This is a genomic window from Streptomyces sp. NPDC001868 (assembly GCF_040297125.1).
GTDB lineage: Bacteria > Actinomycetota > Actinomycetes > Streptomycetales > Streptomycetaceae > Streptomyces.
Genome location: NZ_JBEOYO010000083.1, coordinates 1 through 22,238 on the forward strand (window position 1 = coordinate 1; position 22,238 = coordinate 22,238).

The following is a 22,238-nucleotide window of genomic DNA, read 5'->3' on the forward strand; positions in this document are numbered from 1 at the left end:
ACAGGATCAGACGAAGGCCGCCCTCATGTCCGGCGAATGCCCAGGTGAGTGACTGTGTTCGGGACGCCGTTCGAGGTCAGAAGAAAAAGAACAAGCTGAGGGGTCTGAGGGGGGGCTGAGGGGGGCTGAGGGGTGGGTGTGTCGGCCGCCCTCGCCCTCGCCAAGACCTCGCCTACGGGCGTCACCCACGGCCGCACCCTCGGGCGCGCCGAACGCCCTGTGCGAGGATCCCCGGATGAACGACGCGTCGCCCTCCTACCGGCTCCTGCCGGGTGCGCCCGACTCGCCCGTGATCCTGCACGTGCCCCACGGTTCCCGGGTGATCCCGGCGGCCGTACGGGACGGGATCGTGCTCGACGACGCCGCGCTGGAGCGGGAGTTGGATTACATCACCGACGCGTACACGGACCGGATCGCCGAGGGGGCCGCCGAGCGGTCGGCAACGCGCCCCTGGAGGTTCGTGAACCGGCTGTCACGGCTCGTCGTCGACCCCGAGCGGTTCCCGGACGAGCGGGAGGAGATGCTGGCCGTGGGCATGGGCGCCGTCTACACGAGGACCACGCACCGGGAGGTCCTTCGCGGGGCCGATTACGACGGACGGCCCCTCGTCTACCGCTACTTCCACCCCTACGCCGCCGCCATGACCGACGCCGTGACCGACCGGCTGGCGGCCGTGGGCCGGGCCGTGGTCGTCGACGTCCACTCGTACCCGAGCGAGCCGCTGCCCTACGAGCTGCACGGCGACGGCCCCCGGCCGCCCGTCTGCCTCGGCAGCGACCCCTTCCACACCCCGGCCGACCTGCTGGCCACCGCGCAGGACGCGTTCGCCGGGTTCGGCGGCACCGGTGTGAACAGTCCGTTCGGGGGCGCGTACGTCCCGCTGAGGTACTACGGGCGTGACGCGAGGGTGACCGCTCTGATGATCGAGATCCGTCGGGATGTGTATATGGCGGAGCCGGGTGGGGTGGCGGGGCCTGGGGTGGGGGCGCTCGCGGACGCGCTGGCCCGGCTGGTGGACGTACTCACGACCGTCTGAAGGTGCTCACGACCGTCTGAAGGTGCTCACGACCGTCTGAAGGTGCTCACGACCGTCTGAAGGTGCTCACGACCGTCTGAACGTGCTCATGACCGTCTGAACGTGCCGAGCCCGTTCTCGTCGCCCTCGAAGGTCACCCCGGACAGGCCGCTCGCGTTCTCGCCGGTCGTCTGGAAGGAGAACGTGTCGCCGGTGTAGTGGGTCAGGCGGAAGGTCGTGGGCCTCGGGCCGAGGCGCATGGTCAGTTCGCCGTCGGCCGCGGTGACCGTGAGGGGGCCGTAGTACGGGTTGGCGTAGGTGCCGTGTGCATGAAGTCGGGGCCCGCTTCTGCGGCGTGTCCTCGTCCGCCGAGCACCCATGTGTTCATTCAAACGGGTGAGCCGGGCTTTGTCCTGCGGGGGACGGGGCCCGGCGGTCGGCCGCCGTGGGAGTGGGACGGTGTGGGGTGCGGGCGCCGGGTACGCGCCGGGCCCGGGTGGGTCACGCCGTGGTGGGCGTGCCCTCCTGCTCCGCCTCGACGCGTGCGTTCCACGCCGGCTTCGCGGCCTGCCAGCCGTCCTCGTCGTGGCCCAGGCGCCAATAGCCGGAGACCGACAAGTCCTCGCGGGGGACGGCGAGTTCGACGCGCAGCAGACGGCGCAGCTCCTTCACGAAGCCCGCCTCGCCGTGGACGAAGGCGTGCATCCGGCCCTCGGGGAACTCAAGCGCGCGCACGGCCTCGACCAGGGCGGCGCCGACGGGACGGTCGCCGCGGTGCAGCCAGACGACCTCCACATCGGAGTTGATCTTCTGCTCCTCCTCGGGCCCCGCGACCTCGACGATCGCGTGGACGCGGGCGCCGTCGGGGAGGGCCTCCAGGGAGGCGCCGATCGCCGGCAGGGCGCTCTCGTCGCCGACGAGGAGATGCCAGTCGGCCTCCGGATTGGGCGCGTACGCACCGCCCGGCCCCAGGAAGCGCACGAGCTCGCCCGGCTGGACGCGGGTGGCCCAGGGGCCGGCGAGGCCCTCGTCGCCGTGGAGCACGAAGTCGATGGTCAGCTCGCGCAGTTCAGGGTCCCAGGCGCGCACGGTGTACGTCCGGGTCACGGGCCACTGGTTCCGGGGGAACTCCGCGCGGATCCGCTCGATGTCGAAGGGCTCCGGGTAGGTGACACCCTCGGGGCCGAACAGGAGCTTCACATAGTGATCGGTGCTGCCGCGCGGGGAGAACTCGGCGAGGCCGTCGCCACCGAGTACGACGCGCTGCATGTGCGGGGTGAGCCGCTCGGTGCGGACGACTCGCGCGGAGTGGGGCTTCGGGGTCCTGCGTTCCGGACGCTCTGCCATGACGGCCTCCCAATCACCTAGCTAAGGCTCACCTAAGTTATCATCTCCCCCTTGTTAACACCCCACGCTTGTGGCATGTGCGAGGACTTCACGATGTGAATCGCGCCTCAGAGCCCTCACCACCGCAGTGTCACCCCACCCTCCGGCGCACGCCCCGCGTCCGGGGCGTCCACCTCATGCCCGCAGCGTCGTGACCAGCCGTTGCAGCGATCCGCCGAGCCCCCAGCGCGCCGCGAGCGCCTCCAGCGCCGCCGGATCCCGCGGTTCGCGCGGCAGAGCCGTGTCGACGTCAGGCAAGGGTACGTCGGCGGCCACCAGGACCACCTTGGGCGCCACCGCGACATAGGGCCGCGCCTCGTCGAGCCTCTTGCGCTGCGACGGCGTGAGCTTCGCCTTCGGGTCGTCGACCGCGGCCATGATCCCGGCCAGGTCGCCGAACTCGTCGAGCAGCTTCGCCGCCGTCTTCTCGCCGATGCCCGGCACCCCCGGCAGACCGTCGCTCGGGTCGCCGCGCAGCAGGGCCAGATCCGCGTACCCGCGCCCCACCACGCCGTACTTCTCGCGCAGCCACGCCTCGTCGGTCAGCTGCAGCGTGCCCACGCCCTTCAGGGGATACAGCACCCGCACCCCGCGCCCGTCGTCGACCAGCTGGTACAGGTCGCGGTCGCCGGTGACGATGTCGACCGGGTCCTTCGCGAGGGCCGTGAAGGTGCCGATCACATCGTCCGCCTCGTACCCGGCGACACCCACGCGCGCGATGCCGAGGGCGTCCAGCACCTCCTCGATCACCGGCACCTGCGGCGACAGGGTGTCCGGCACCTCCTCCTCGTCCGGCCCGGCCGCGCGCTCCTCGGCGACGCGGTGCGCCTTGTACGAGGGGATCAGGTCGACCCGCCACTGCGGACGCCAGTCCGCGTCCATGCACGCCACCAGGTCCGTCGGCCGGTGGTCCCTGACCAGCCGGTCGATGAATTCGAGCAGCCCGCGCACGGCGTTCACCGGGGTGCCGTCCGGGGCCTTCACGGATTCCGGCACCCCGAAGTAGGCGCGGAAGTACAGCGAGGCGGTGTCGAGAAGCATCAGGCGTCGGGTCACGCCCCGCATCATGCCGTACACCACCGACACGCCGCGCCCCGCGCAACCACCAGGGCGGTGGGCGGCGACGCTCCGGCGGTGAGCGGCGACCTTCGGTGGGTCCGCGAGGGGGAGAGGGATCCGTGAACGTGTTCGCCGATCGCCGATCGCCGATCGCCGCGAACCGCGCTCCGGCTTACGGCGACCCTGTGCGCTCCCGGCTGACGGCGACCTGCGCACGGCGGCTGTCGGCGCCCCCGCGTGGGTCGTCCGTGAACCTGGGCGGTGGCCGTCAGCGAGCCCGCGCGGCGGCACTCCCGGCCCCCGGCCCGCGTCCCTCACCCACCCCCGGCCCGCGTCCCTGACCCACCCCCGGCCCGAGCCCGCCGCATCCCTCCGCCCACGTCCGGTGAGTGCCTCCGCCCGCGTCCCGCCGGATTCCTCCGCCGCGTCCCGTGAACACCTCTGGCCTGCGGTGAATGCCCTGTGAAGCGGGCCACTGTCGCGTTTCGGGTGGTGGGGCCCGGGCAGGCGCGGCCCCGGAGCAGCGCCGGCCCTGGTTCTCGGACCACGGCCGGGCGGGCCGATCCCGCCGCGCTCCACGGCCGGCCTGCGGGCGGGGGAGGCGGGCCGTTCCTGTTCCTATCCAAGAGGTGCGTGTGTCAGCCAGGGAGCCATCCAGACTCGAAGCCGAGGGCCTGTTCAAGGTCTTCGGCAGACGACCCGACGCGGCGGTGGACCGGCTGAGGGCCGGCGCCGACCGCGAGGAACTGCGCGCCGAGGGCACCACCGCCGCCGTGATCGACGCCTCCTTCACGGTGGAGCCGGGCCAGATCTTCGTCGTCATGGGCCTGTCCGGCTCGGGGAAGTCCACGCTGCTGCGCATGCTCAACGGGCTCCTGGAGCCCACCGCAGGCCACGTCCGCTTCGGCGGCCGGGACCTGACCGCGATGGGCGACCGTGAGCTGCGCGCCGTCCGCGCCAAGGGCATCAGCATGGTCTTCCAGCACTTCGCGCTGTTCCCGCACCGCAGCGTCCTGGAGAACGCCGCGTACGGCCTGGAGGTCCAGGGCGTACCGCGCGCCGAGCGGCTGCGGCGTGCCACCGAGGCGCTGGAGCTGTGCGGTCTGGCCGGCTGGGAGAAGTCCTGGCCCGACGAGTTGTCCGGCGGTATGCAGCAGCGCGTGGGCCTCGCCCGCGCCCTCGCCACCGACGCCGATCTGCTGCTGATGGACGAGTCGTTCAGCGCGCTCGACCCGCTGATCCGCCGTGACATGCAGGACCAGCTGCTGGAGCTCCAGCAGACCCTGAAGAAGACCATCGTCTTCATCACGCACGACCTCAACGAGGCCATGCGCCTGGGCGACCGCATCGCCGTCATGCGCGACGGCCGCATCGTCCAGACCGGCACCGCCGAGGACATCCTGATCCGCCCCGCCGACGACTACGTGGCCTCCTTCACCCAGGACGTCGACCGCGCCCGGGTCCTCACCACCGGGGCCGTCATGGACACCGCCGTACGCGGCGACGAGGCCGACTGCGGCTGCGAGACGGCCACGCCGGACACGTCCTTCGCGGAACTCTGCGCGATCGCCGCCCGGCTCTCCCACCCGGTCGCGGTGCTCGACAAGAAGGGCACGCTCGTGGGTGTCGTCCCGCAGCGGCGGCTGATCGGCTTCCTCGGCGACCAGCACGACCAGCTGGGCGAGGGCGACCCGCAGGGCGCACCCGTGCCGTGCGGCGCCCCGCGCGAGAAGGCCGTACGGGCGGTGAAGGCCAGTGCCTAGGATCCACCTCGGCGACTGGGTCGCCCACGGCGTCGACTGGCTGCGCGAGAACCTCGGCCCGGCCTTCGACCTGATCAAGGTCGTCGTCGAGACGATGTACGACGCGGCGAACGCGGTGCTCACCGCGCCCGACCCGCTGCTCCTGGCCGGCATCCTCGCCGTGCTGGCGTTCTGGCTGCGCGGGCTGCTGCCCGGTGTGCTGGCCTTCGCCGGGCTGGCGCTGATCGACTCGATCGAGCAGTGGGAACCCGCGATGAACTCGCTGTCCCTGGTGCTCGTCTCCTGCGTGATCATCTTCGCGATCGCGGTGCCGATCGGCATCTGGGCGGCCCGCAGCCGCGCGGTCAGCGGCACGATCCGTCCCGTGCTCGACTTCATGCAGACCATGCCCGCGATGGTCTATCTGATCCCGGGCATCTTCTTCTTCGGCGTCGGCCCGGTGCCCGGCATGGTCGCCACCATCGTCTTCGCGATGCCGCCCGCCGTACGCCTCACCGAACTCGGCATCCGACAGGTCGACGCCGATCTCGTCGAGGCCGCCGAGGCGTTCGGCACCCACCCGCGCCGCACCCTGTGGCGGGTCCAGCTGCCGCTGGCGCTGCCCACGATCATGGCGGGCGTCAACCAGGTCATCATGCTGGCCCTCTCGATGGTCGTCATCGCGGGCATGGTCGGCGGCGGGGGCCTCGGCTCCACGGTGTACGACGGCATCAGCTCCGTCGACGTCGGCCTCGGCTTCGAGGGCGGTATCGCGGTGGTCATCCTCGCGATCTACCTCGACCGTTTGACCAGCGCCCTCAACCAGCGCGTGTCCCCGCTCGGCCGCCGCGCCCTCGCCCGGGCGAACACGGCCCTCGGCGGCCTCAAGTTCCTGCGCTGGAAGCCGGCCACCCCGGTCGCGATGGTCGGTGTACTCGTCCTCGCACTGGTCGCCGGCGGTCTGAACGTCTTCGGCAAGTCGGACGACGGCACCGAGGTCATCGAGAACGTCGGCCGGGGCCGCCCGGTCAGCATGGGCTACATCGACTGGCCCGAGGGCGTCGCGTCCACATACCTCTGGAAGGAGATCCTCCAGCAGCGCGGCTTCACCCCCGAGGCGAAGTCCCTGGAGGTCGGCGCCCTCTACAACGGCCAGGCGCAGGGCAGCGTCGACATCCAGACCAACTCCTGGCTGCCGGCCACCCACGCCTCGTACTGGGCCAAGTACAAGGACCGGCTGGAGGACTACGGCAGCTGGTACGACAAGACCTCGCTGGAGATCGCCGTCCCCTCCTACGTCAAGGGCGTGAAGTCCCTCGACGACCTCAAGGGCAAGGGCGACCTGTTCAAGGGCAAGATCTACGGCATCGAGCCCGGCGCGGGCGAGACCAAGCTCTACGAGGACAAGGTCCAGGACGTATACGGCCTCAAGGGCGAGTACGAACTGGTCAAGTCCAACACCTCCGCGATGCTGGCCCAGTTGGACCGCGCGTACCAGAAGAAGGAGCCCATCGCGGTCACGCTCTGGTCGCCGCACTGGGCGTACGACAAGTACGAGCTGACCAAGCTGAAGGACCCCGAGGGTGCCTTCGGCGCGGGCGACGGGATCCACACCCTCGGGCGGAAGGGCTTCGCGAAGGACGAGCCCGAGGTCGCCCGGTGGCTCAAGGACTTCAAGCTCACCGACACCCAGCTCACCTCCCTCGAAGGCGCCATCCAGGACGCCGGCAAGGGGCGCCAGGAGGAGGGCGTCAAGGCCTGGCTGAAGAAGAACCCCGGGATCGTCGACCAGCTTGCTCCGGTCGCCAAGTCCCGTTACACGGAGGGCCGGCAGGCGGGTGCCGCACCGGTCATCGGCTACCCGGCGTGGGACGAGGGCATCGCCGTCACCCACCTCTGGGAGAACGTGCTGGAGAAGCGCGGCTACCGCCCGAAGAAGACCAAGCTCGACATCGGCCCGCTGTTCACCGGCCTGTCCACCGGGCAGGTCGACGTCGAGTTCGACGCCTGGCTGCCCGTCGCGCAGAAGTCTTACTGGGACAAGTACGGGAACGACCTCGTCGACCTCGGCGCCTGGTACGACAAGACCTCGCTGGAGATCGCCGTGCCGTCGTACGTCGAGGGCGTGCGCACGATGGACGATCTGCGGGCGCACAAGGACGAGTTCAAGGGCCGGATCGTCGGCATCGAGCCCGGCACCGGTCAGATGGTCCGCCTGGAGAACACGGTCATGCCGGCCTACGGGCTGTCCGACTTCAAGCTCACCAAGGCCGGGACGAGTTCGATGCTCGCCGAGCTGGAGCGGGCCTACGCGAAGAAGGAGCCGATCGCCGTCGTGCTCTGGTCGCCGCACTGGGCGTACGACAAGTACGACCTCACCCGGCTCGCCGACCCCGAGAAGACCTGGGGCGCCGACAACCAGATCCGTACGCTCGCCACCAAGGGCTTCCCCGAGAAGTACTCCGAGCTGAACGGCTGGCTGAAGAACTGGCACATGACCCCGGACGAGCTGATGAGCCTGGAGCAGGCCATCCAGAAGGCCGGGCGGGGCCAGGAGGACGAGGGCGTCGAGAAGTGGATCGACGCGCATCCCGGGATCGTCGACGAGATGGCTCCGGTGAAGAAGCAGTAGTCCGACGCGACGCGTGTCCGAGCCCCGGCCTACGGTTCCGCCGTCGGCCGGGGCTCCGTCGTGTCCGGCCGGGCCGAACAGGCGGGGCGGGCCCGTACTGGCGTACGGGAAAGATCCGGACAACCCCTCGCGGGCCACGGGGGACCGGGAAGCGCGCGGCGCGGAACGCCAACTCCGGCCGGTGGGCAGGGATTTCACCGGTCGGCCGGGTGGGGCGGACGGCCGGCCCGCGATCCGGTGACAGGGTGTACCGACCGGGTCACCGCACGCATCCGCCCTGGTGGTGGCCCTCTCGCCGCGATCCGTCGGTCGTCCCTCGGCACCGTCCCCGAGGGGTCTGCCGCGCTCCCGGTCGGCCTCCTCGTGCCGTGCGGGAGAGTGGTGCCCGGGGTGGTGCGGCGGGGGCTCCGCTGGCGCGAAGTGTGAGCATGGACCCCCTGCCGGTTTACAGGGATGTGACGGGCGCATGAAACGGTTTGCCGAACATGCGTAGGGTGCAGAGAACTCTTCAGGAGAAGTGCGCCCGATGAGTGCCGGACGGGTGGGCATCCGTAACCGGACCAGTGAGCGTTCGCGAGCCCGTCCCGTGGGCGACCGTGAGCCGACCGACGAGCTAAGGAGGGAGCCGGAGCGATGGGCGACCACAAAGAACAGCCCCTTCGGGTGGGCGCGGCCGTCCGGCGGCGGCGCCGGGCACAGGAGCTCACCCTCGCCGCCGTGGCCGAGCGCAGCGGCCTGTCCGTCCCCTTCCTCAGCCAGGTGGAGAACGAACGGGCCCGCCCCAGCAAGCCCTCCTTGGAACGCATCGCCGACGCCCTCGGCACCACCGCCGTCGAACTGCTGGCCGCGGCCGACCCGGCGTGCAGCGTCGATGTCGTACGCGCCGCCGACGAGGACGGTTTCACGCCCCCCGACTCCTGCTCGCGCTCCCTGGTGCGCGGTCACCACCAGCTGCACGCCATGGAGTTCACCGGCGACCACGACGAGGGCCGCGAGGTCCAGCACCGCAACGACGAGCTGATGTACGTCGTCGACGGCGCCGTCGAGGTCGAGGCCGAGGGCCGCGCCCACCGCCTGGGCCGCGGCGACACGCTGTACATGTCCGGTGGCGTACGGCACCGCTGGCGGGCCACCGAACCGGAGACCAGGGTGATCGTGGTGGCCGTCGCGGACCACATCGAGGCCCTGGAGGACCGTCACCGTCAGGGCGCGTGACACCGCCGTGCGCACCGTCTCCCGCGTCGTCTCCCTCGTCCCCTCGCTGACGGAGGCCGTGGCCGTCTCGCTGCCCGGCGTGCTGGTGGGCGCCACCGACTGGTGCGGCCACCCGGGTGATCTTGATGTGGTGCGGATCGGCGGGACCAAGAACCCCAAGACCGATGTGATCGCCCGCCTCGCGCCCGACCTCGTGATCGCCAACGAGGAGGAGAACCGCGAGCCCGACCTCACCGCCCTGCGGGAGGCGGGCGTCGAGGTCCTGGTCACCGAGGTACGGGACGTGCCGGGCGCCTTCACCGAACTGGACCGGGTGCTGCGCGCCTGCGGGGCCCGGTCCCGGCCGCGCTGGCTGGACGAGGCGGAGTCGGCCTGGTCCCGGCCGCCGGGTGCGGAAGGGGCCGGGCCGCTGACGCTCGGCCGTCGGACCACCGCCGTGGTGCCCATCTGGCGCCGGCCCTGGATGGTCGTCGGCCGGGACACCTTCGCCGGCGACGTGCTCGCCCGCCTCGGCGTGGACAACCTGTACGCCGGGCACGCGGAGCGCTACCCCCGGATCTCCGTCGAGGAGCTGCGGGACGCCGCCCCCGATGTCGTGGTCCTGCCCGACGAGCCGTACCGCTTCACCGCCGACGACGGCCCCGAGGCGTTCCCCGGCCTGCCGTGCGCCCTGCTCAGCGGCCGTCATCTCACCTGGTACGGGCCGTCGCTGGCCGAGGCTCCGCGGGTGCTGGGCGCGGCGCTGCGAGCAGCTCGCCCCTGAGCAGTCCGCGCGCGGTGCGGGCGACGGCCGTGACCCAGGCCGCCAGCAGCAGGGCGTACAGCGCGACGGCGAGGACGTCGAAGGCGAGGAGCCCCGTGTGCCGGGCCAGGCCCTCCGCGCCGGTCGCACAGGTGCCCACCGGGAACGTGAACGCCCACCACCCCATCGAGAACCCCATGCCCCGCCGCCGGGCCCGCACCACCAAGGCCGCGGCGAGCGCGAGCCAGATCAGCGCGAAGCCCATGACGGGGACGCCGTAGAGGACAGCGACCGCGGTGAAGGCCTGCGGGTACGGGGCCGGTACGGCGCCGGGGGCAGCGTCGGCGAGGTTGCCGACGGCGGTGGTCGACTGCCCGAGCGGGCCCAGGACCAGGAACAGGCTCGGGGTGAGGGCGAGCGGCAGCGGCCCCGCCGTGACCAGTCGGCCGAACACCAGCGGCAGCAGGAGCAGCGTGGCCAGCAGACTCAGCCCGAACAGCGCGAGACAGCCGAGCAGCAGTGTCTGCCGGGCCTGCCCGGGCGGCAGAAACGGCACGAGCAGCGGGCCGAGCGCGGCGGAGACCATGGGCGCGACGAGGGGGAGCAGCAGCACCGGGGTGACCTGGGCCGGCTCGATCCGGTGCCGGACGATCATGAGATACGGCACGACGACGGCGGCGACCAGGCCCACGGCCGCCCCGGCGCCGAAGAGCACGACGTCCAGCGCGACGGCCGCCCGCACCCCGAGCCAGTCCCGGCCGACGACCAGGGCACCGCCGCCCACGGCCGACAGCGCCATGGAGAGACAGCCGTAGAAGGGGGCCACGGCCGGGTCGAGGAGGTGGGCGCGCGCCTGGTCGCGGTGGTGGGCCCAGTGCAGGACGCGGGCGCCGAGGACGGCGACCAGGGCGAGGAGCGCTAGCGCCCAGACCGCCGTGCAGACCGTCCGCAGGCCCGGCACGTCCAGGGGGAGTCCGGCACCGGCCGTGGCCACGATCGCGGTGCCCATGACCGGGGCGTACCAGTGGGGGCCGAGGTGGCGGAGGGCGGGGAGGGGGAGCTCGGGGTGGGTGGTGGGCGGACGGGTCGGGTGAGGGGGGTGGGCTGCGGGGGCGGGACGTACTGCGGTGGCCATGGTTCGAGCGTCCCGGCCTCGTGCGGGGTCCACCAGGGAGTCCGCTTGTATGGGGACATAAGCTGGGGTTATGAGTGAGACGAGTGAGGGACGGGGCGGACTGGGCCACCGGGTGCCGGATCTCGGGGCGCTCGAACTTCTGCTGGCCGTGGCCCGGCTGGGTTCGCTCGGGCGGGCGGCGCGGGAACTGGGGATCACCCAGCCCGCCGCGAGCAGCCGGATCCGGTCGATGGAACGGCAGTTGGGCGTCGCCCTGGTCGACCGGTCCCCGCGCGGGTCCCGGCTCACCGACGCGGGGGCGCTCGTCACGGACTGGGCCCGGCGGATCGTCGAGGCGGCCGAGGCGTTCGACGTGGGCGCGCAGGCGCTGCGGGACCGGCGTGACTCCCGGCTCCGGGTCGCCGCCAGCATGACCATCGCGGAGTATCTGCTGCCCGGCTGGCTCATCGCGCTGCGCGCGGAGCGGCCCGACACCGCCGTGTCGTTGCTCGCGGGCAACTCGACGGTGGTCGCGGAGCGGTTGCTCGCGGACGAGGCGGATCTGGGGTTCGTCGAGGGGCCCACCGTGCCGGCCGGGCTGGACGCGGCCGTGATCGCCCACGACCATCTGATCGTCGTGACCGCCCCCAGCCATCCCTGGGCGCGGCGTCGTCGGCCCCTGGAGGCTGCCGAGCTGGCCTCCACGCCGCTGATACTCCGGGAGAAGGGGTCCGGTACGCGGCAGGTGCTGGAGGACGCCCTCGGGAGTCTGGCGCGGCCCCTCATCGAGCTGTCCTCCACTACGGCGGTGAAGTCCTCGGCGCTGAGTGGGGCGGGGCCGGCGGTTCTGAGTGAGCTGGCCCTTGGGGAGGAGCTCTCGGCGCGGCGGCTGGTGCGGATTCCGGTGGACGGGGTGCGGTTGCGGCGGGCGCTGCGGGCGGTGTGGCCGACGGGGCATCGGCCCGCGGGGCCTGCGCGGGATCTGTTGGGGCTCACGCGGGGGCCTGCGGCCGGCTGAGCGGGGCGTTCTCCGCCCCCGCCGCCCCTACCCGTCCCATCCCCAGGGGCGCAGCCCCTTCGACCCCCTTCGCGCTCCGCGCGGGGTGGGTGGGTGAGTGCGGGTTCGGTGGGGGCTGGTCGCGCAGTTCCCCGCGCCCCTGAAAAGCAGGGGCTGCGCCCCCTGCTTTTCAGGCCCGCAGCCCCGTTGCCTTTCAGGCCCGCAGGGGCCTGATCTTTTAGGGGCGCGGGGAACTGCGCGAGAAGCCCCACTCACCCGCGCCCGCCGACGAAACCCGCACCCCCGAGCTCTCAGGCGCCCCATCGAGCTCTCAGGCGCCCCATCCGGATGTGGACGCCGCCGTCGTGAGGGCCCGCATCACACGGACGTCCTCGCCCATCTCGGGATGCCACTGCACGCCCAGGACCCACGCGGGATCGGGCAGCTCGATGGCCTCGACCGTGCCGTCGGCGGCGTACGCCGAAGGCAGCAGGCCGGTGCCCAGGCGGTCGACGGCCTGGTGGTGGTAGGTCGGGACGTCGGTCTCCTCGGGGACGAGATCGCCGTAACGGGTGCCCGGTACGGGCTTCACCGCGTGGCGGCCGAAGACGCCGACCTCGACCACGTGGTCGTCGAGGTGCTGGATCAGCGTGCCGCCGAGGGCGACGTTCAGGAGTTGCATGCCCCGGCAGATGCCGAGCAGCGGCGTACCGGTGTCCAGCGCGGCCCGGATCAGGGCCAGCTCCCACGCGTCGCGCGCGGGCGCGGGCGGGCCGCAGCGCGGGGAGCGCTCGGCGCCGTAGTGGGCGGGGTCCACGTCGGGGCCGCCCGCGATGACCAGGCCGTCGAGGCGGGCGACCGCCCCGGCGGCGTGCGCCGGGTCGTCCGGCGGCAGCATCGCGGCGACACCGCCCGCCATCTGCACGAGCCGGGGATAGCCGACCGGAAGCAGCGCCGCCTCCAGCTCCCAGACGCCCCAGCGCGCGCCGGACTCCAGATACGTACTCACACCGATCAACGGCCTGGTCACACATGCTCCTCACACGGGAAACGCGGCAAGCGGAATCGTCAGTCCCGTGCCAACTCTGCCTCGGCGGCGGCCAGTGCGGCGAATTCCTCCTCCGGTGCCTTCGCCACCAGGTGCTTACGGCTGTAGAGCCCGAAGTACGCCGCCGCGACCGCGTACACGACGAGCGCGATGACCGCGGCCGTCACATCCACCAGGAATGTCGCCACCAGCGCCGAGCACGCGAGGACGAGGGCCACGGACGAGGTCAGCACCCCGCCCGGTGTGCGATACGGGCGCTCGAGGCCCGGCTCCCGGCGGCGCAGGACGATGTGCGACAGGGACATCAGGGCGTAGCTGATCGTGGCGCCGAAGACGGCGATGTTCAGCATCCGGACGCTGTCGCCGGTGGCGGCGGCCAGGGCGAAGCCGATCGTGCCCGGCACCAGCAGGCCCAGATACGGGGCCTTGCGGCTGCTGGTGAGGGAGAGGACCCGGGGGAGGTAGCCGGCCCGGGAGAGGGCGAACAGTTGCCGGGAGCCCGCGTAGATCAGGGAGAAGAAGGAGGCCACGAGGCCGGCCAGTCCGGCGTAGTTCACGAAACGGCTGAGCGCGGTGGCCTTGCCGTCCGGCTGGAGCGCCTCGACGAGGGGGTTGCCGGCGTCCTGGATGGCGGCGGAGCCGCGCGCCCCGGCCGCGGTGAGGAAGGTGATCACGGCCAGCACCACGAGGACGCCCATCGACCAGCGGATCGCCTTCGGCAGCGTACGGGCCGGGTCCCTGGTCTCCTCGGCGGCCAGCGGCACACCCTCGACGCCCAGGAAGAACCACATGCCGAAGGGGAACGCGGCCCAGATGCCGAGCAGTCCCATGGGCAGCCAGGAGCTGGCGCCGAAGGCCGAGGTGTCGACCGGGATGTCGTCGAGAGAGGACGCGCTGAACTCGGGCAGCGCTCCCAGGGCGAACACGATCAGGGCGAACACCGCGATGCCGGTGACGACGAAACTGGCGATCAGCGCCTCGCCGACGCCCCACAGGTGGATGCCGATGAAGAGCGCGAAGCAGACGAGATAGACCGGCCAGCTCGACGTCAGGCCGAAGAGGCCCAGCGACTCGACGTAGTCGCCGATGAAGATCACGATGGCGGCGGGGGCGAGCACATACTCGATCAGGATCGCCGTGCCGGTGAGGAAGCCGCCCCACGGGCCGAGCGCCCGACGTGCGAAGCCGTAGCCGCCGCCCGCCGTGGGCAGGATCGCGGAGAGTTCGGCGAGGGCGAAGACCAGGCAGGCGTACATGGTGCCCATGAGCACCGTGGCGATCGCCAGGCCGCCGAAGCCGCCCTTCGCGAGGCCGAGGTTCCAGCCGGAGAAGTCGCCGGAGACGACATAGGCGACGCCGAGGCCGGTCAGCAGTACCCAGCCGGCGCTGCCCCGGCGGAGCGTCCGGCGCTCCAGATAGTCGTCCGCCGCATCGGCGGTCTCCGTGGCTTTCAGGGACATGGCGCACTCTCCCCACTCAAAGGAATGGATCCATACCTTTGTGGGGTGGGTGGCCGAAAGCAATACCCCTGCGTTAAGCGAGCGTAAATCGTGCTCTGCCGGTGCGCGGATTCGTGCCCGTCCGGGGATGCGGTCTCACCCGAGGAAGCCGCGCAGCAGGGCCGCCGTGCCGGCGCAGTGCTCCCGCATGATCTCCCGTGCCGCCTCCGCGTCCTCGTCGAGCACGGCCTCCACCAGGGCGGTGTGCTGCTGCTGGGAGTGCTCCAGGTTGCGCACCAACAGGGGGATGCAGTCGAGCAGTTCGTTGACCCCGGCGCGTACGCCCGCGTACTGGGCGGCGAGCGACGGGGAGCCGGACAGCTCGGCGATCGTGAGGTGCAGCAGGGTGTCCAGACGGCGGTACTCCGTGAGCGGCGCGTTGTGCGTGCGGGCCAGGGCCGTCCGCAGCCGGTCGACCTCCTCGCTGGTCAGGCCGTGTGCCGCGCACAGGCCGGCCGCGCCCACCTCCAGCACCTCGCGGAAGCGCAGCGTGTCCTCGACGTCGATGTCCTTCAGGCGGCGGCGCAGCTCGTCCTCGCCCGGGGTGTCCACGCGCGGCAGCACGAACGTTCCTCCGTACCGCCCGCGCCGCGCCTCGATCAGGCCCTGGTCCTGCAGCACCTTCAGGACCTCGCGCAGGGTCACCCGGCTGATCCCGAGCCGCTCGGCCAGGTCGCGCTCCGCCGGCAGCCGCTCGCCGCCCGGCACCAGGCCGAGCCGCACGACCTGCATGATCTGCTCCAGCGCCTCCTCGAAGCCGTTGCCCGCACGTACCGGCCGCAGTACGGACGCCAGTCGGTCGTCGGCCCACGGAGTCTCCGGTTCCGCCCCTGTCCGCGACATATGGCGGTTCCCCCTTCCCAACTAATGGTTACGGGTAATACCTTATGGCTTCCCGGATGGCTGAATGGCTCCGGGACGGCCGAAGAAGCCCCTAGGAGGCTTTCCCGTGGCAGACCGCACACCCCCGCTCACCGTCGAGGAACTGCACACCCTCGTCGCGGGCGGTGAGATCGACACTGTCGTCCTGGCCTTCCCCGACATGCAAGGGCGACTCCAGGGCAAGCGGTTCGCCGCGCGCTTCTTCCTCGACGACGTGCTCGCCCACGGCACGGAGGGCTGCAACTACCTGCTCGCCGTCGACACCGAGATGAACACCGTCGACGGCTACGCGATGTCCTCCTGGGACCGCGGCTACGGCGACTTCGCCATGCGCCCGGACCTGAGCACCCTGCGCAGGGTGCCGTGGAACGAGGGCACGGCCATGCTCATCGCCGACCTGGCCTGGAACGACGGCTCCCCGGTCGTCGCCGCGCCCCGCCAGATCCTGCGCCGCCAGCTGGACCGCCTCGCCGAGCTCGGCTACACGGCCAACGTCGGCACCGAGCTGGAGTTCATCGTCTTCAAGGACACCTACGAGCAGGCCTGGGACGCCGGTTACAAGGGGCTGACCCCGGCCAACCAGTACAACATCGACTACTCGGTCCTCGGCACCGGGCGTATCGAGCCCCTGCTGCGCCGGATCAGGAACGAGATGGCCACCGCCGGGCTGACCGTCGAGTCCGCCAAGGGCGAGTGCAACCCCGGGCAGCACGAGATCGCCTTCAAGTACGACGAGGCCCTGGTCACCTGCGACCAGCACGCGATCTACAAGACCGGCGCCAAGGAGATCGCCTCCCAGGAGGGCGTCTCGCTCACCTTCATGGCGAAGTACAACGAGCGCGAGGGCAACTCCTGTCACATCCACCTCTCGCTCGCGGACGCCGACGGCGTCAACGTCATGGCCGCCGGGCAGGACATGTCGCAGGTCATGCGGTACTTCCTCGCCGGACAGCTCGCCGCGCTCCGCGACTTCTCGCTGCTCTACGCGCCCAACATCAACTCCTACAAGCGGTTCCAGCCGGGCTCCTTCGCCCCGACCGCCGTGGCCTGGGGCTACGACAACCGGACCTGCGCCCTGCGGGTCGTCGGCCACGGCCGCTCGATGCGCTTCGAGAACCGGCTCCCCGGCGGTGACGTCAACCCGCACCTGGCCGTCGCCGGACTGATCGCGGCCGGCCTGTACGGCGTCGAGCAGAAGCTCGAACTGCCGGAGGTGTGCACGGGGAACGCGTACGCCGCCGGGTACGACCAGGTGCCGACCACCCTCCGCGAGGCCGCCGAGCTGTGGGAGAACAGCCCCATCGCCAAGGCCGCCTTCGGCGACGAGGTCGTCGCGCACTACAGCAACATGGCCCGCGTCGAGCTGGCCGCCTTCGACGCCGCCGTGACCGACTGGGAGCTGCGCCGCTCCTTCGAACGTCTGTGAGGAACGACGTGTCCCAGCACCACACCCTGGACATCCTCAACCCGGCCACGGAGGAGGTCATCGCCACCGTCGCGGGCGCCGCCGAGCACGACGTGGACACGGCCGTCCGCCGGGCCGCCGAGGCGCAGCGGTCCTGGGCCGCCGTCGCCCCCGCCGACCGGGCCCGGCTGCTGCGCCGCTTCGCCTCCGTGGTCGACGACCACATCGAGGAACTCGCCCGCCTGGAGGTCCGGGAGGCCGGACACACCCTCGGCAACGCCCGCTGGGAGGCCGGCAACGTCCGGGACCTGCTCGACTACGCCGCCGGCGGCGTCGAACGGCTCTCGGGCCGCCAGATCCCCGTGCCCGGCGGCCTGAACGTCACGATCCTCGAACCCCTCGGCGTCGTCGGCGTGATCGCGCCGTGGAACTTCCCCATGCCGATCGCCGCCTGGGGGACCGCCCCCGCGCTCGCCGCCGGCAACGCGGTGCTCCTCAAGCCCGCCGAGACCACCCCGCTCACCGCGCTGCGCCTCGCCGAACTCGCCCTGGAGGCCGGACTCCCGGAACACCTCTTCCAGGTCCTGCCCGGACGCGGCGACATCACCGGCGAGGCCCTGGTCCGGCACCCCGGCGTCGCCAAGATCGTCTTCACCGGCTCCACCCGCACCGGCAAGCGCGTCATGGAGCTGTGCGCCGGCCAGGTCAAGCAGGTCACCCTCGAACTCGGCGGCAAGAGCCCGAACATCGTCTTCGCCGACGCCGACCTCAAGACCGCCGTCGACCCCTTCTCCTTCCTCGACAACGCCGGCCAGGACTGCTGCGCCCGCACCCGGATCCTCGTCCAGGAGTCCGTGTACGACGAGGTCCGAAGCCTGCTCGCCGAGGCGCTGGCCGCCGTGGTCGTGGGCGACCCCGCCGACGAGAAGACCCAGATGGGCCCGCTGATCTCCCGTCAGCAACTGGACCGCGTACGGCAGTTCGTGCCCGACGGGGCCGACGCCCTGCGGGGCAGCGCTCCCGAGGGGCCCGGCTTCTGGTTCCCGCCGACCGTGCTCACCGGGGAGCGGCCCGACTCCGCCGCCGCCCGCGAGGAGATCTTCGGCCCGGTCGCCGTCCTGCTGCCCTTCACCGACGAGGCGGACGCCGTACGGCTCGCCAACGACACCCCCTACGGCCTCTCCGGCTCCATCTGGACCCGGGACGTCGGCCGCGCGCTGCGGGTCTCCCAGGGCGTGCGCGCGGGCAACCTGTCCGTCAACTCGCACTCCAGCGTCCGCTACTGGACCCCCTTCGGCGGCTTCAAGCAGTCCGGCATCGGCCGCGAGCTGGGCCCGGACGCGATCACCGCCTTCACCGAAACCAAGAACGTCTTCATCAGCACGGAGGGCCCCGCACAGTGACCGAACAGAGTGTTTGCCGCCGTCTCGTCGGCCGTACCGCCGTCATCACCGGCGCGGGCAGCGGCATCGGCCTCGCCACCGCGCGCCGGCTCGCCGCCGAGGGCGCGCACGTGGTCTGCGGCGACCTGGACGAGGCACGCGGCAAGGCCGCCGCCGAGGAGGTCGGCGGGCTCTTCGTGAAGGTCGACGTCACCGACGCCGAGCAGGTCGACGCGCTCTTCAAGACCGCGTTCGACACCTACGGCAGCGTCGACATCGCCTTCAACAACGCGGGCATCTCGCCGCCCGACGACGACTCCATCCTGGAGACCGGCCTGGAGGCCTGGAAGCGGGTCCAGGAGGTCAACCTCACCTCCGTGTACCTGTGCTGCAAGGCCGCGATCCCCTACATGCGGCGCCAGGGCAAGGGCTCGATCATCAACACCGCGTCCTTCGTCGCCCGCATGGGCGCGGCGACCTCCCAGATCTCGTACACGGCCTCCAAGGGCGGTGTGCTGGCCATGTCCCGGGAACTGGGTGTGCAGTTCGCGCGGGAGGGCATCCGCGTCAACGCGCTCTGCCCGGGGCCGGTCAACACCCCCCTCCTCCAGGAGCTGTTCGCCAAGGACCCGGAGCGGGCCGCCCGTCGGCTCGTGCACATCCCGGTCGGACGCTTCGCCGAGGCCACCGAGATCGCGGCGGCCGTCGCGTTCCTCGCCAGCGACGACTCGTCGTTCGTCAACGCCACCGACTTCCTGGTCGACGGCGGCATCTCCGGCGCGTACGTCACACCGCTCTAGGGCTACCGGGACACCGGCACCGTCGGTGTGATTAAAGTGCCGGGATGAGCAGTTCGCCGCCGCCCGGCTGGTACCGCGACCCGTCCTACCCGCTCACCGAACGCTGGTGGGACGGGACCGCGTGGACCGATCACCGGCGCCAGCCGGAGCAGCCCGGGCCGCCGGTGCCCCAGCCCCAGCCGTCCACACGCAGGGGCCTCGGACGCACCCAGGTCGTCGCGCTGGCCACTGTCGGGGCCGTCCTGGTCGCCGGGGCGGTCACGGGCGGTGTCCTCCTGCTCGGCGGGGACGGCGACGGAGACGACGGCCAGGAGACGCGGACCACCACGAGTTCCCCGACCTCCGACGGCAGCCCGTCCCCCACGAAGCCCGCCACCGCGTCCCCCACCGGCGACCCGACCACCGTCGCGGACGACCTCAACGGCATCACGTTCCCCGTCCCCGACGGCTGGGAGAGCGGCGACGGCTCCGGCGAGGAGGACGCGGTCCTGGTCACGGACGACACCTTCGACTGCCCCGGCGACGGCGGGGTCTGCCGCAGCGGCGTCGTCGTCTCACGGACCGTCACCGGCAGCGACGAGACCTCCCCGAAGACCCTCGCCGAGAACGACATCGAGGACGCCGCGAACGACGCCTTCGACCGTGACGTCCTGGACCGGCAGCCCTACGACGGCATCACCGGCCACGAGGTCGTCGGCTCCGGCTCGGTCGCCGTCGCGGGCCGCGCCGGCTACTACGTGCGCTGGCGCGTCACCACCGGCGCGGGATCCGGTGGCTGGGTCCAGTCCCTCGTCTTCCCGTCCACCATCGGCTCCGAGGCCCCCGTCCTGGTCCGCTTCGCCCTCGACGCGGGCGACGAGGGCCCGCCGCTCGACGACATCGACGAGATCGTCGAGGGCATCAGGCCGGCGGGCGACGCGGACACGGGCGACGACACGGGTGGCAGCACGGGCGGAGTGGGCAGCAGCCTCGGCCCCTCGTGAGCGCGCTCCGGGCTCCGGGAACTCCCGGCTACAGGAACGTGTGACCCTCGCCCCGGTACGTCGGCACCGCCGCCGTCACCTCGTCGCCCTCCACCAGGTGCAGCACGTCGAAGCGCTCGCACAGCTCGCCCGCCTTGGCGTGCCGGAACCACACCTTGTCGCCGAGCAGCAGATCGTCGGCGGGCGCGCCCAGCAGCGGGGTCTGCACCTCGCCGGGACCCTCCTGCGGGTCGTACTTCAGCCCCTCGGGCAGATACGGCACCGGCAGCCGGTCGGGGCCGGGCGCGCCGGAGGCCGGGTACCCGCCGCCCAGGACCGTGACGACCCCGACACCGGGGCGCCGGACGACCGGCATGGCGAACAGTGCCGCCGGACGCCCGCTGAACGAGGTGTAGTTGTCGAAGAGCCGAGGCACGTAGAGCCCGGAGCCGGCGCCGATCTCGGTGACCGCGTCCTCCGCCGCCGTGTGCTGCACACTGCCCGTGCCGCCGCCGTTGACGAACTCCAGGTCCGGTGCCACCCGCCGTACCGCGCGCACGACTTCGGCCCGCCGCGTGGCCAGCTCCTTCTTCGCGGTGGCCTGCATCAGCCGGATGGCACGCGACCGCAGCGGCCGCCCGGCCACCGAGTCGCCGACACCGGCGATATGACCCTCGTACGCCATGATCCCGACCAGCTTGAACCCCGGGCGCTCGGCGACGGCGCGGGCCATCTCACCGACCTGCGCGGGGGAGTGCAGAGGGGAGCGCAGGGCGCCGACGCGCACCCGTCCGCCGAGCAGCTTCAGCGAGGTGTCCAACTCCAGGCAGACACGCACGACTTCGGTGCCGCCCCGCCGGGAGTTGTCGATCAGCTGGAGCTGGGCGGGGTCGTCGACCATGACGGTCACGGCGGCGGCGAGCTTGGGGTCGCCCGCCAGCTCGGCGAAGGCCTCGTGGTCGGCCGACGGATAGGCGAGGAGGATGTCATCGAAACCGGAACGGGCCAGCCACAGCGACTCGGAGAGCGTGAACGACATGATGCCCTGGAAACCCTCACGGGACAGGACCCGCTCCAGGAGCGCCCGGCAGCGAACGGACTTGCTCGCGACGCGGATCGGCTTGCCGCCGGCCCTGCGGAGGAGGTCGTCGGCGTTCGCGTCGAAGGCGTCGAGGTCGACGATCGCGAGAGGTGCGTCGAGATGAGCTGTGGCCCGGTCGTACCGGGCCCGGTCGGCGGCGCGCGCAGTCATGCACGAAGCCTGCCAGACATGATTACCGCAGGGTAGGGGGACGTTCCGGGCAGATGCCACGGGCCCGGCGGACTGGTTCCCGTTCGACCGGGGCCAACCCGTAGAGTGACGCGCACGCAGGGACGACCTCGACGGGGATGCCGATCCGCTGCCACGGGTATGGCTTGCCCGTGGTGTTGGCGGACCGACGACGGGGCGACTCCCAGGTATGCGTGACGACCGCTCCCCACGGGCGGTCGGACGCCCGGACGACCTCCGGGTCGGCACGGGACGAGGAAACGGGGGGTGCATGAGCACGGAAGCGCGCCGCGCCCCCATCCCCCCACGGCCCCCGGCCCCGCCCCGCCCGTCCATACCGCCGGACCCCGCCCCGACGCCCACGACACCGGACGCCGAGGCATCGACCCCCGCGACACCGGGCGCCCCGACCCGTCCGCCGACACGGGAGCCGGGGGCCGACCACGAGACACCGGGCCCGTATGCGTCCGGCTCCGGTACGCGCCCGTTCGGCCCGAGTACCTCAGGTCCGGGTACGCGCCCGTCCGCCCCGAGTACGTCTGGCCCGGGTACGCGCCCGTTCGGCCCGGGTGCTCGTGCGTCCGCGCCGGGTATGTCCGGCCCGCCGCAGCCGTCCGCGTCCGGCCCGGCCGGAGGCTCCCCGGTTCCGCCGCCCCGCCCGGACCGCGCGCCCGCGAGCGGAGCGGGCCCGGCCGTGCCTCGCCGTCCACAGCGGCCACCGGTCGTGGGCACACCCGCGCGGCCCACTGCTCCGCCCCGCCCGTCCACGGCGCCGGGCACGCCGCCTCGGGACGCACGACACCCGAGTACGACTACGACGACGGACACGCCACGGCGGCCCTACGGCCCCGACGCGACGAACACGCCTGAGAACAGGCAGAGTTCCGGCACCCCGGGCACCCCGGGCAGGCCCCTGCCCACCCGCACCCACGGCCCCGGCCCGACGACCGGCCAAGGCTCCGTGAACGGTTCCCGTCAGTCGGCGGGTCAGGGTTCTCCGGGCGGTTCCCGGCAGTCGGCCGGCCAGGGTTCTCCGAGCGGTTCCCGGCAGTCGGCAGGCCAAGGCTCCGCGAACGGCTCTCGGCAGT

The 22,238-nt window shown here is 72.2% G+C and carries 18 protein-coding genes and 1 pseudogene; 11 read left to right on the plus strand and 8 right to left on the minus strand.

The features are described from left to right. Positions 1 to 235: 235 nt before the first annotated feature. Positions 236 to 1,036 carry an N-formylglutamate amidohydrolase gene (locus ABT147_RS44245; RefSeq protein ID WP_351417570.1) on the plus strand — a complete coding sequence of 267 codons (801 nt, stop codon included), beginning with the start codon at positions 236 to 238 and terminating at the stop codon, positions 1,034 to 1,036. Positions 1,037 to 1,122: 86 nt separating this feature from the next. On the opposite strand, the pseudogene ABT147_RS44250 reads toward ABT147_RS44245, so the two are convergent. The 3 genes and pseudogenes from ABT147_RS44250 to ABT147_RS44260 all read right to left on the minus strand — a co-directional run. Next, a pseudogene (locus tag ABT147_RS44250) lies at positions 1,123 to 1,338 on the minus strand (DUF3471 domain-containing protein); the annotation flags it as partial. A gap of 178 nt (positions 1,339 to 1,516) precedes the next feature. Further along, positions 1,517 to 2,362, minus strand: a complete 846-nt coding sequence (locus tag ABT147_RS44255) for a siderophore-interacting protein (protein WP_351417572.1) — start codon at positions 2,360 to 2,362, stop codon at positions 1,517 to 1,519. 174 nt (positions 2,363 to 2,536) lie between these two features. Next, the gene (locus ABT147_RS44260) at positions 2,537 to 3,466 is read right to left on the minus strand and encodes a 5'-3' exonuclease (RefSeq protein ID WP_351417615.1); all 930 of its coding nucleotides are present in this window, start codon (positions 3,464 to 3,466) and stop codon (positions 2,537 to 2,539) included. Positions 3,467 to 4,095: 629 nt separating this feature from the next. Between ABT147_RS44260 and ABT147_RS44265 the strand changes: the two genes are divergently transcribed. The 4 genes from ABT147_RS44265 to ABT147_RS44280 all read left to right on the plus strand — a co-directional run bounded on the left by ABT147_RS44265 (position 4,096) and on the right by ABT147_RS44280 (position 9,812). Further along, positions 4,096 to 5,223, plus strand: a complete 1,128-nt coding sequence (locus ABT147_RS44265) for a quaternary amine ABC transporter ATP-binding protein (RefSeq protein ID WP_351417575.1) — start codon at positions 4,096 to 4,098, stop codon at positions 5,221 to 5,223. Next, positions 5,216 to 7,834, plus strand: a complete 2,619-nt coding sequence (locus ABT147_RS44270) for an ABC transporter permease/substrate binding protein (protein WP_351417577.1) — start codon at positions 5,216 to 5,218, stop codon at positions 7,832 to 7,834. The genes ABT147_RS44265 and ABT147_RS44270 overlap by 8 nt, the downstream gene beginning before the upstream one ends. Before the next feature lie 633 nt (positions 7,835 to 8,467). After that, positions 8,468 to 9,049 (plus strand): helix-turn-helix domain-containing protein, encoded by a 582-nt coding sequence (locus tag ABT147_RS44275; RefSeq protein ID WP_351417580.1) that lies wholly within the window; start codon positions 8,468 to 8,470, stop codon positions 9,047 to 9,049. 7 nt (positions 9,050 to 9,056) lie between these two features. Next, complete coding sequence (locus tag ABT147_RS44280) at positions 9,057 to 9,812, plus strand: helical backbone metal receptor (RefSeq protein WP_351417582.1); 756 nt, start codon at positions 9,057 to 9,059, stop codon at positions 9,810 to 9,812. Here the strand turns inward: ABT147_RS44280 and ABT147_RS44285 are convergent. Continuing rightward, positions 9,739 to 10,926, minus strand: coding sequence for a TDT family transporter (locus ABT147_RS44285; RefSeq protein ID WP_351417585.1), 1,188 nt, complete (start codon positions 10,924 to 10,926; stop codon positions 9,739 to 9,741). The genes ABT147_RS44280 and ABT147_RS44285 overlap by 74 nt on opposite strands. A 70-nt stretch (positions 10,927 to 10,996) precedes the next feature. Between ABT147_RS44285 and ABT147_RS44290 the strand changes: the two genes are divergently transcribed. Further along, the gene (locus ABT147_RS44290) at positions 10,997 to 11,923 is read left to right on the plus strand and encodes a LysR family transcriptional regulator (protein ID WP_351417587.1); all 927 of its coding nucleotides are present in this window, start codon (positions 10,997 to 10,999) and stop codon (positions 11,921 to 11,923) included. A gap of 310 nt (positions 11,924 to 12,233) precedes the next feature. Here the strand turns inward: ABT147_RS44290 and ABT147_RS44295 are convergent, their stop codons facing one another. The 3 genes from ABT147_RS44295 to ABT147_RS44305 form a co-directional block, all read right to left on the minus strand. After that, on the minus strand, positions 12,234 to 12,932 hold the full coding sequence (locus tag ABT147_RS44295; protein WP_351417590.1) for a gamma-glutamyl-gamma-aminobutyrate hydrolase family protein: 699 nt from the start codon (positions 12,930 to 12,932) through the stop codon (positions 12,234 to 12,236). Between the two features lie 38 nt (positions 12,933 to 12,970). Next, entirely contained in the window at positions 12,971 to 14,410 is a 1,440-nt protein-coding gene (gene eat / locus ABT147_RS44300) for an ethanolamine permease (RefSeq protein WP_351417592.1), read from the minus strand. A gap of 135 nt (positions 14,411 to 14,545) precedes the next feature. Next, positions 14,546 to 15,292, minus strand: coding sequence for a FadR/GntR family transcriptional regulator (locus tag ABT147_RS44305; RefSeq protein WP_351417594.1), 747 nt, complete (start codon positions 15,290 to 15,292; stop codon positions 14,546 to 14,548). Positions 15,293 to 15,398: 106 nt separating this feature from the next. On the opposite strand from ABT147_RS44305, the gene ABT147_RS44310 reads away from it, so the two are divergent. The 4 genes from ABT147_RS44310 to ABT147_RS44325 are packed head-to-tail and all read left to right on the plus strand — an operon-like array spanning position 15,399 to position 19,901. After that, the gene (locus ABT147_RS44310) at positions 15,399 to 16,757 is read left to right on the plus strand and encodes a glutamine synthetase family protein (RefSeq protein ID WP_351417596.1); all 1,359 of its coding nucleotides are present in this window, start codon (positions 15,399 to 15,401) and stop codon (positions 16,755 to 16,757) included. 8 nt (positions 16,758 to 16,765) lie between these two features. Beyond that, positions 16,766 to 18,139, plus strand: coding sequence for an aldehyde dehydrogenase family protein (locus tag ABT147_RS44315; protein ID WP_351417598.1), 1,374 nt, complete (start codon positions 16,766 to 16,768; stop codon positions 18,137 to 18,139). After that, on the plus strand, positions 18,136 to 18,918 hold the full coding sequence (locus ABT147_RS44320) for a 3-oxoacyl-ACP reductase (RefSeq protein WP_216591399.1): 783 nt from the start codon (positions 18,136 to 18,138) through the stop codon (positions 18,916 to 18,918). The genes ABT147_RS44315 and ABT147_RS44320 overlap by 4 nt, the downstream gene beginning before the upstream one ends. Before the next feature lie 44 nt (positions 18,919 to 18,962). Then, a complete protein-coding gene (locus tag ABT147_RS44325) occupies positions 18,963 to 19,901 on the plus strand; it encodes a DUF2510 domain-containing protein (protein WP_351417600.1) in 939 nt (312 codons plus the stop codon). A 28-nt stretch (positions 19,902 to 19,929) separates the two neighbouring features. Here the strand turns inward: ABT147_RS44325 and ABT147_RS44330 are convergent, their stop codons facing one another. Next, on the minus strand, positions 19,930 to 21,132 hold the full coding sequence (locus ABT147_RS44330) for an amino acid deaminase/aldolase (RefSeq protein ID WP_351417602.1): 1,203 nt from the start codon (positions 21,130 to 21,132) through the stop codon (positions 19,930 to 19,932). 285 nt (positions 21,133 to 21,417) lie between these two features. Here ABT147_RS44330 and ABT147_RS44335 point away from each other — a divergent pair, with 285 nt between their 5' ends. Further along, a complete protein-coding gene (locus ABT147_RS44335; protein WP_351417604.1) occupies positions 21,418 to 22,020 on the plus strand; it encodes a hypothetical protein in 603 nt (200 codons plus the stop codon). Positions 22,021 to 22,238: the final 218 nt, after the last annotated feature.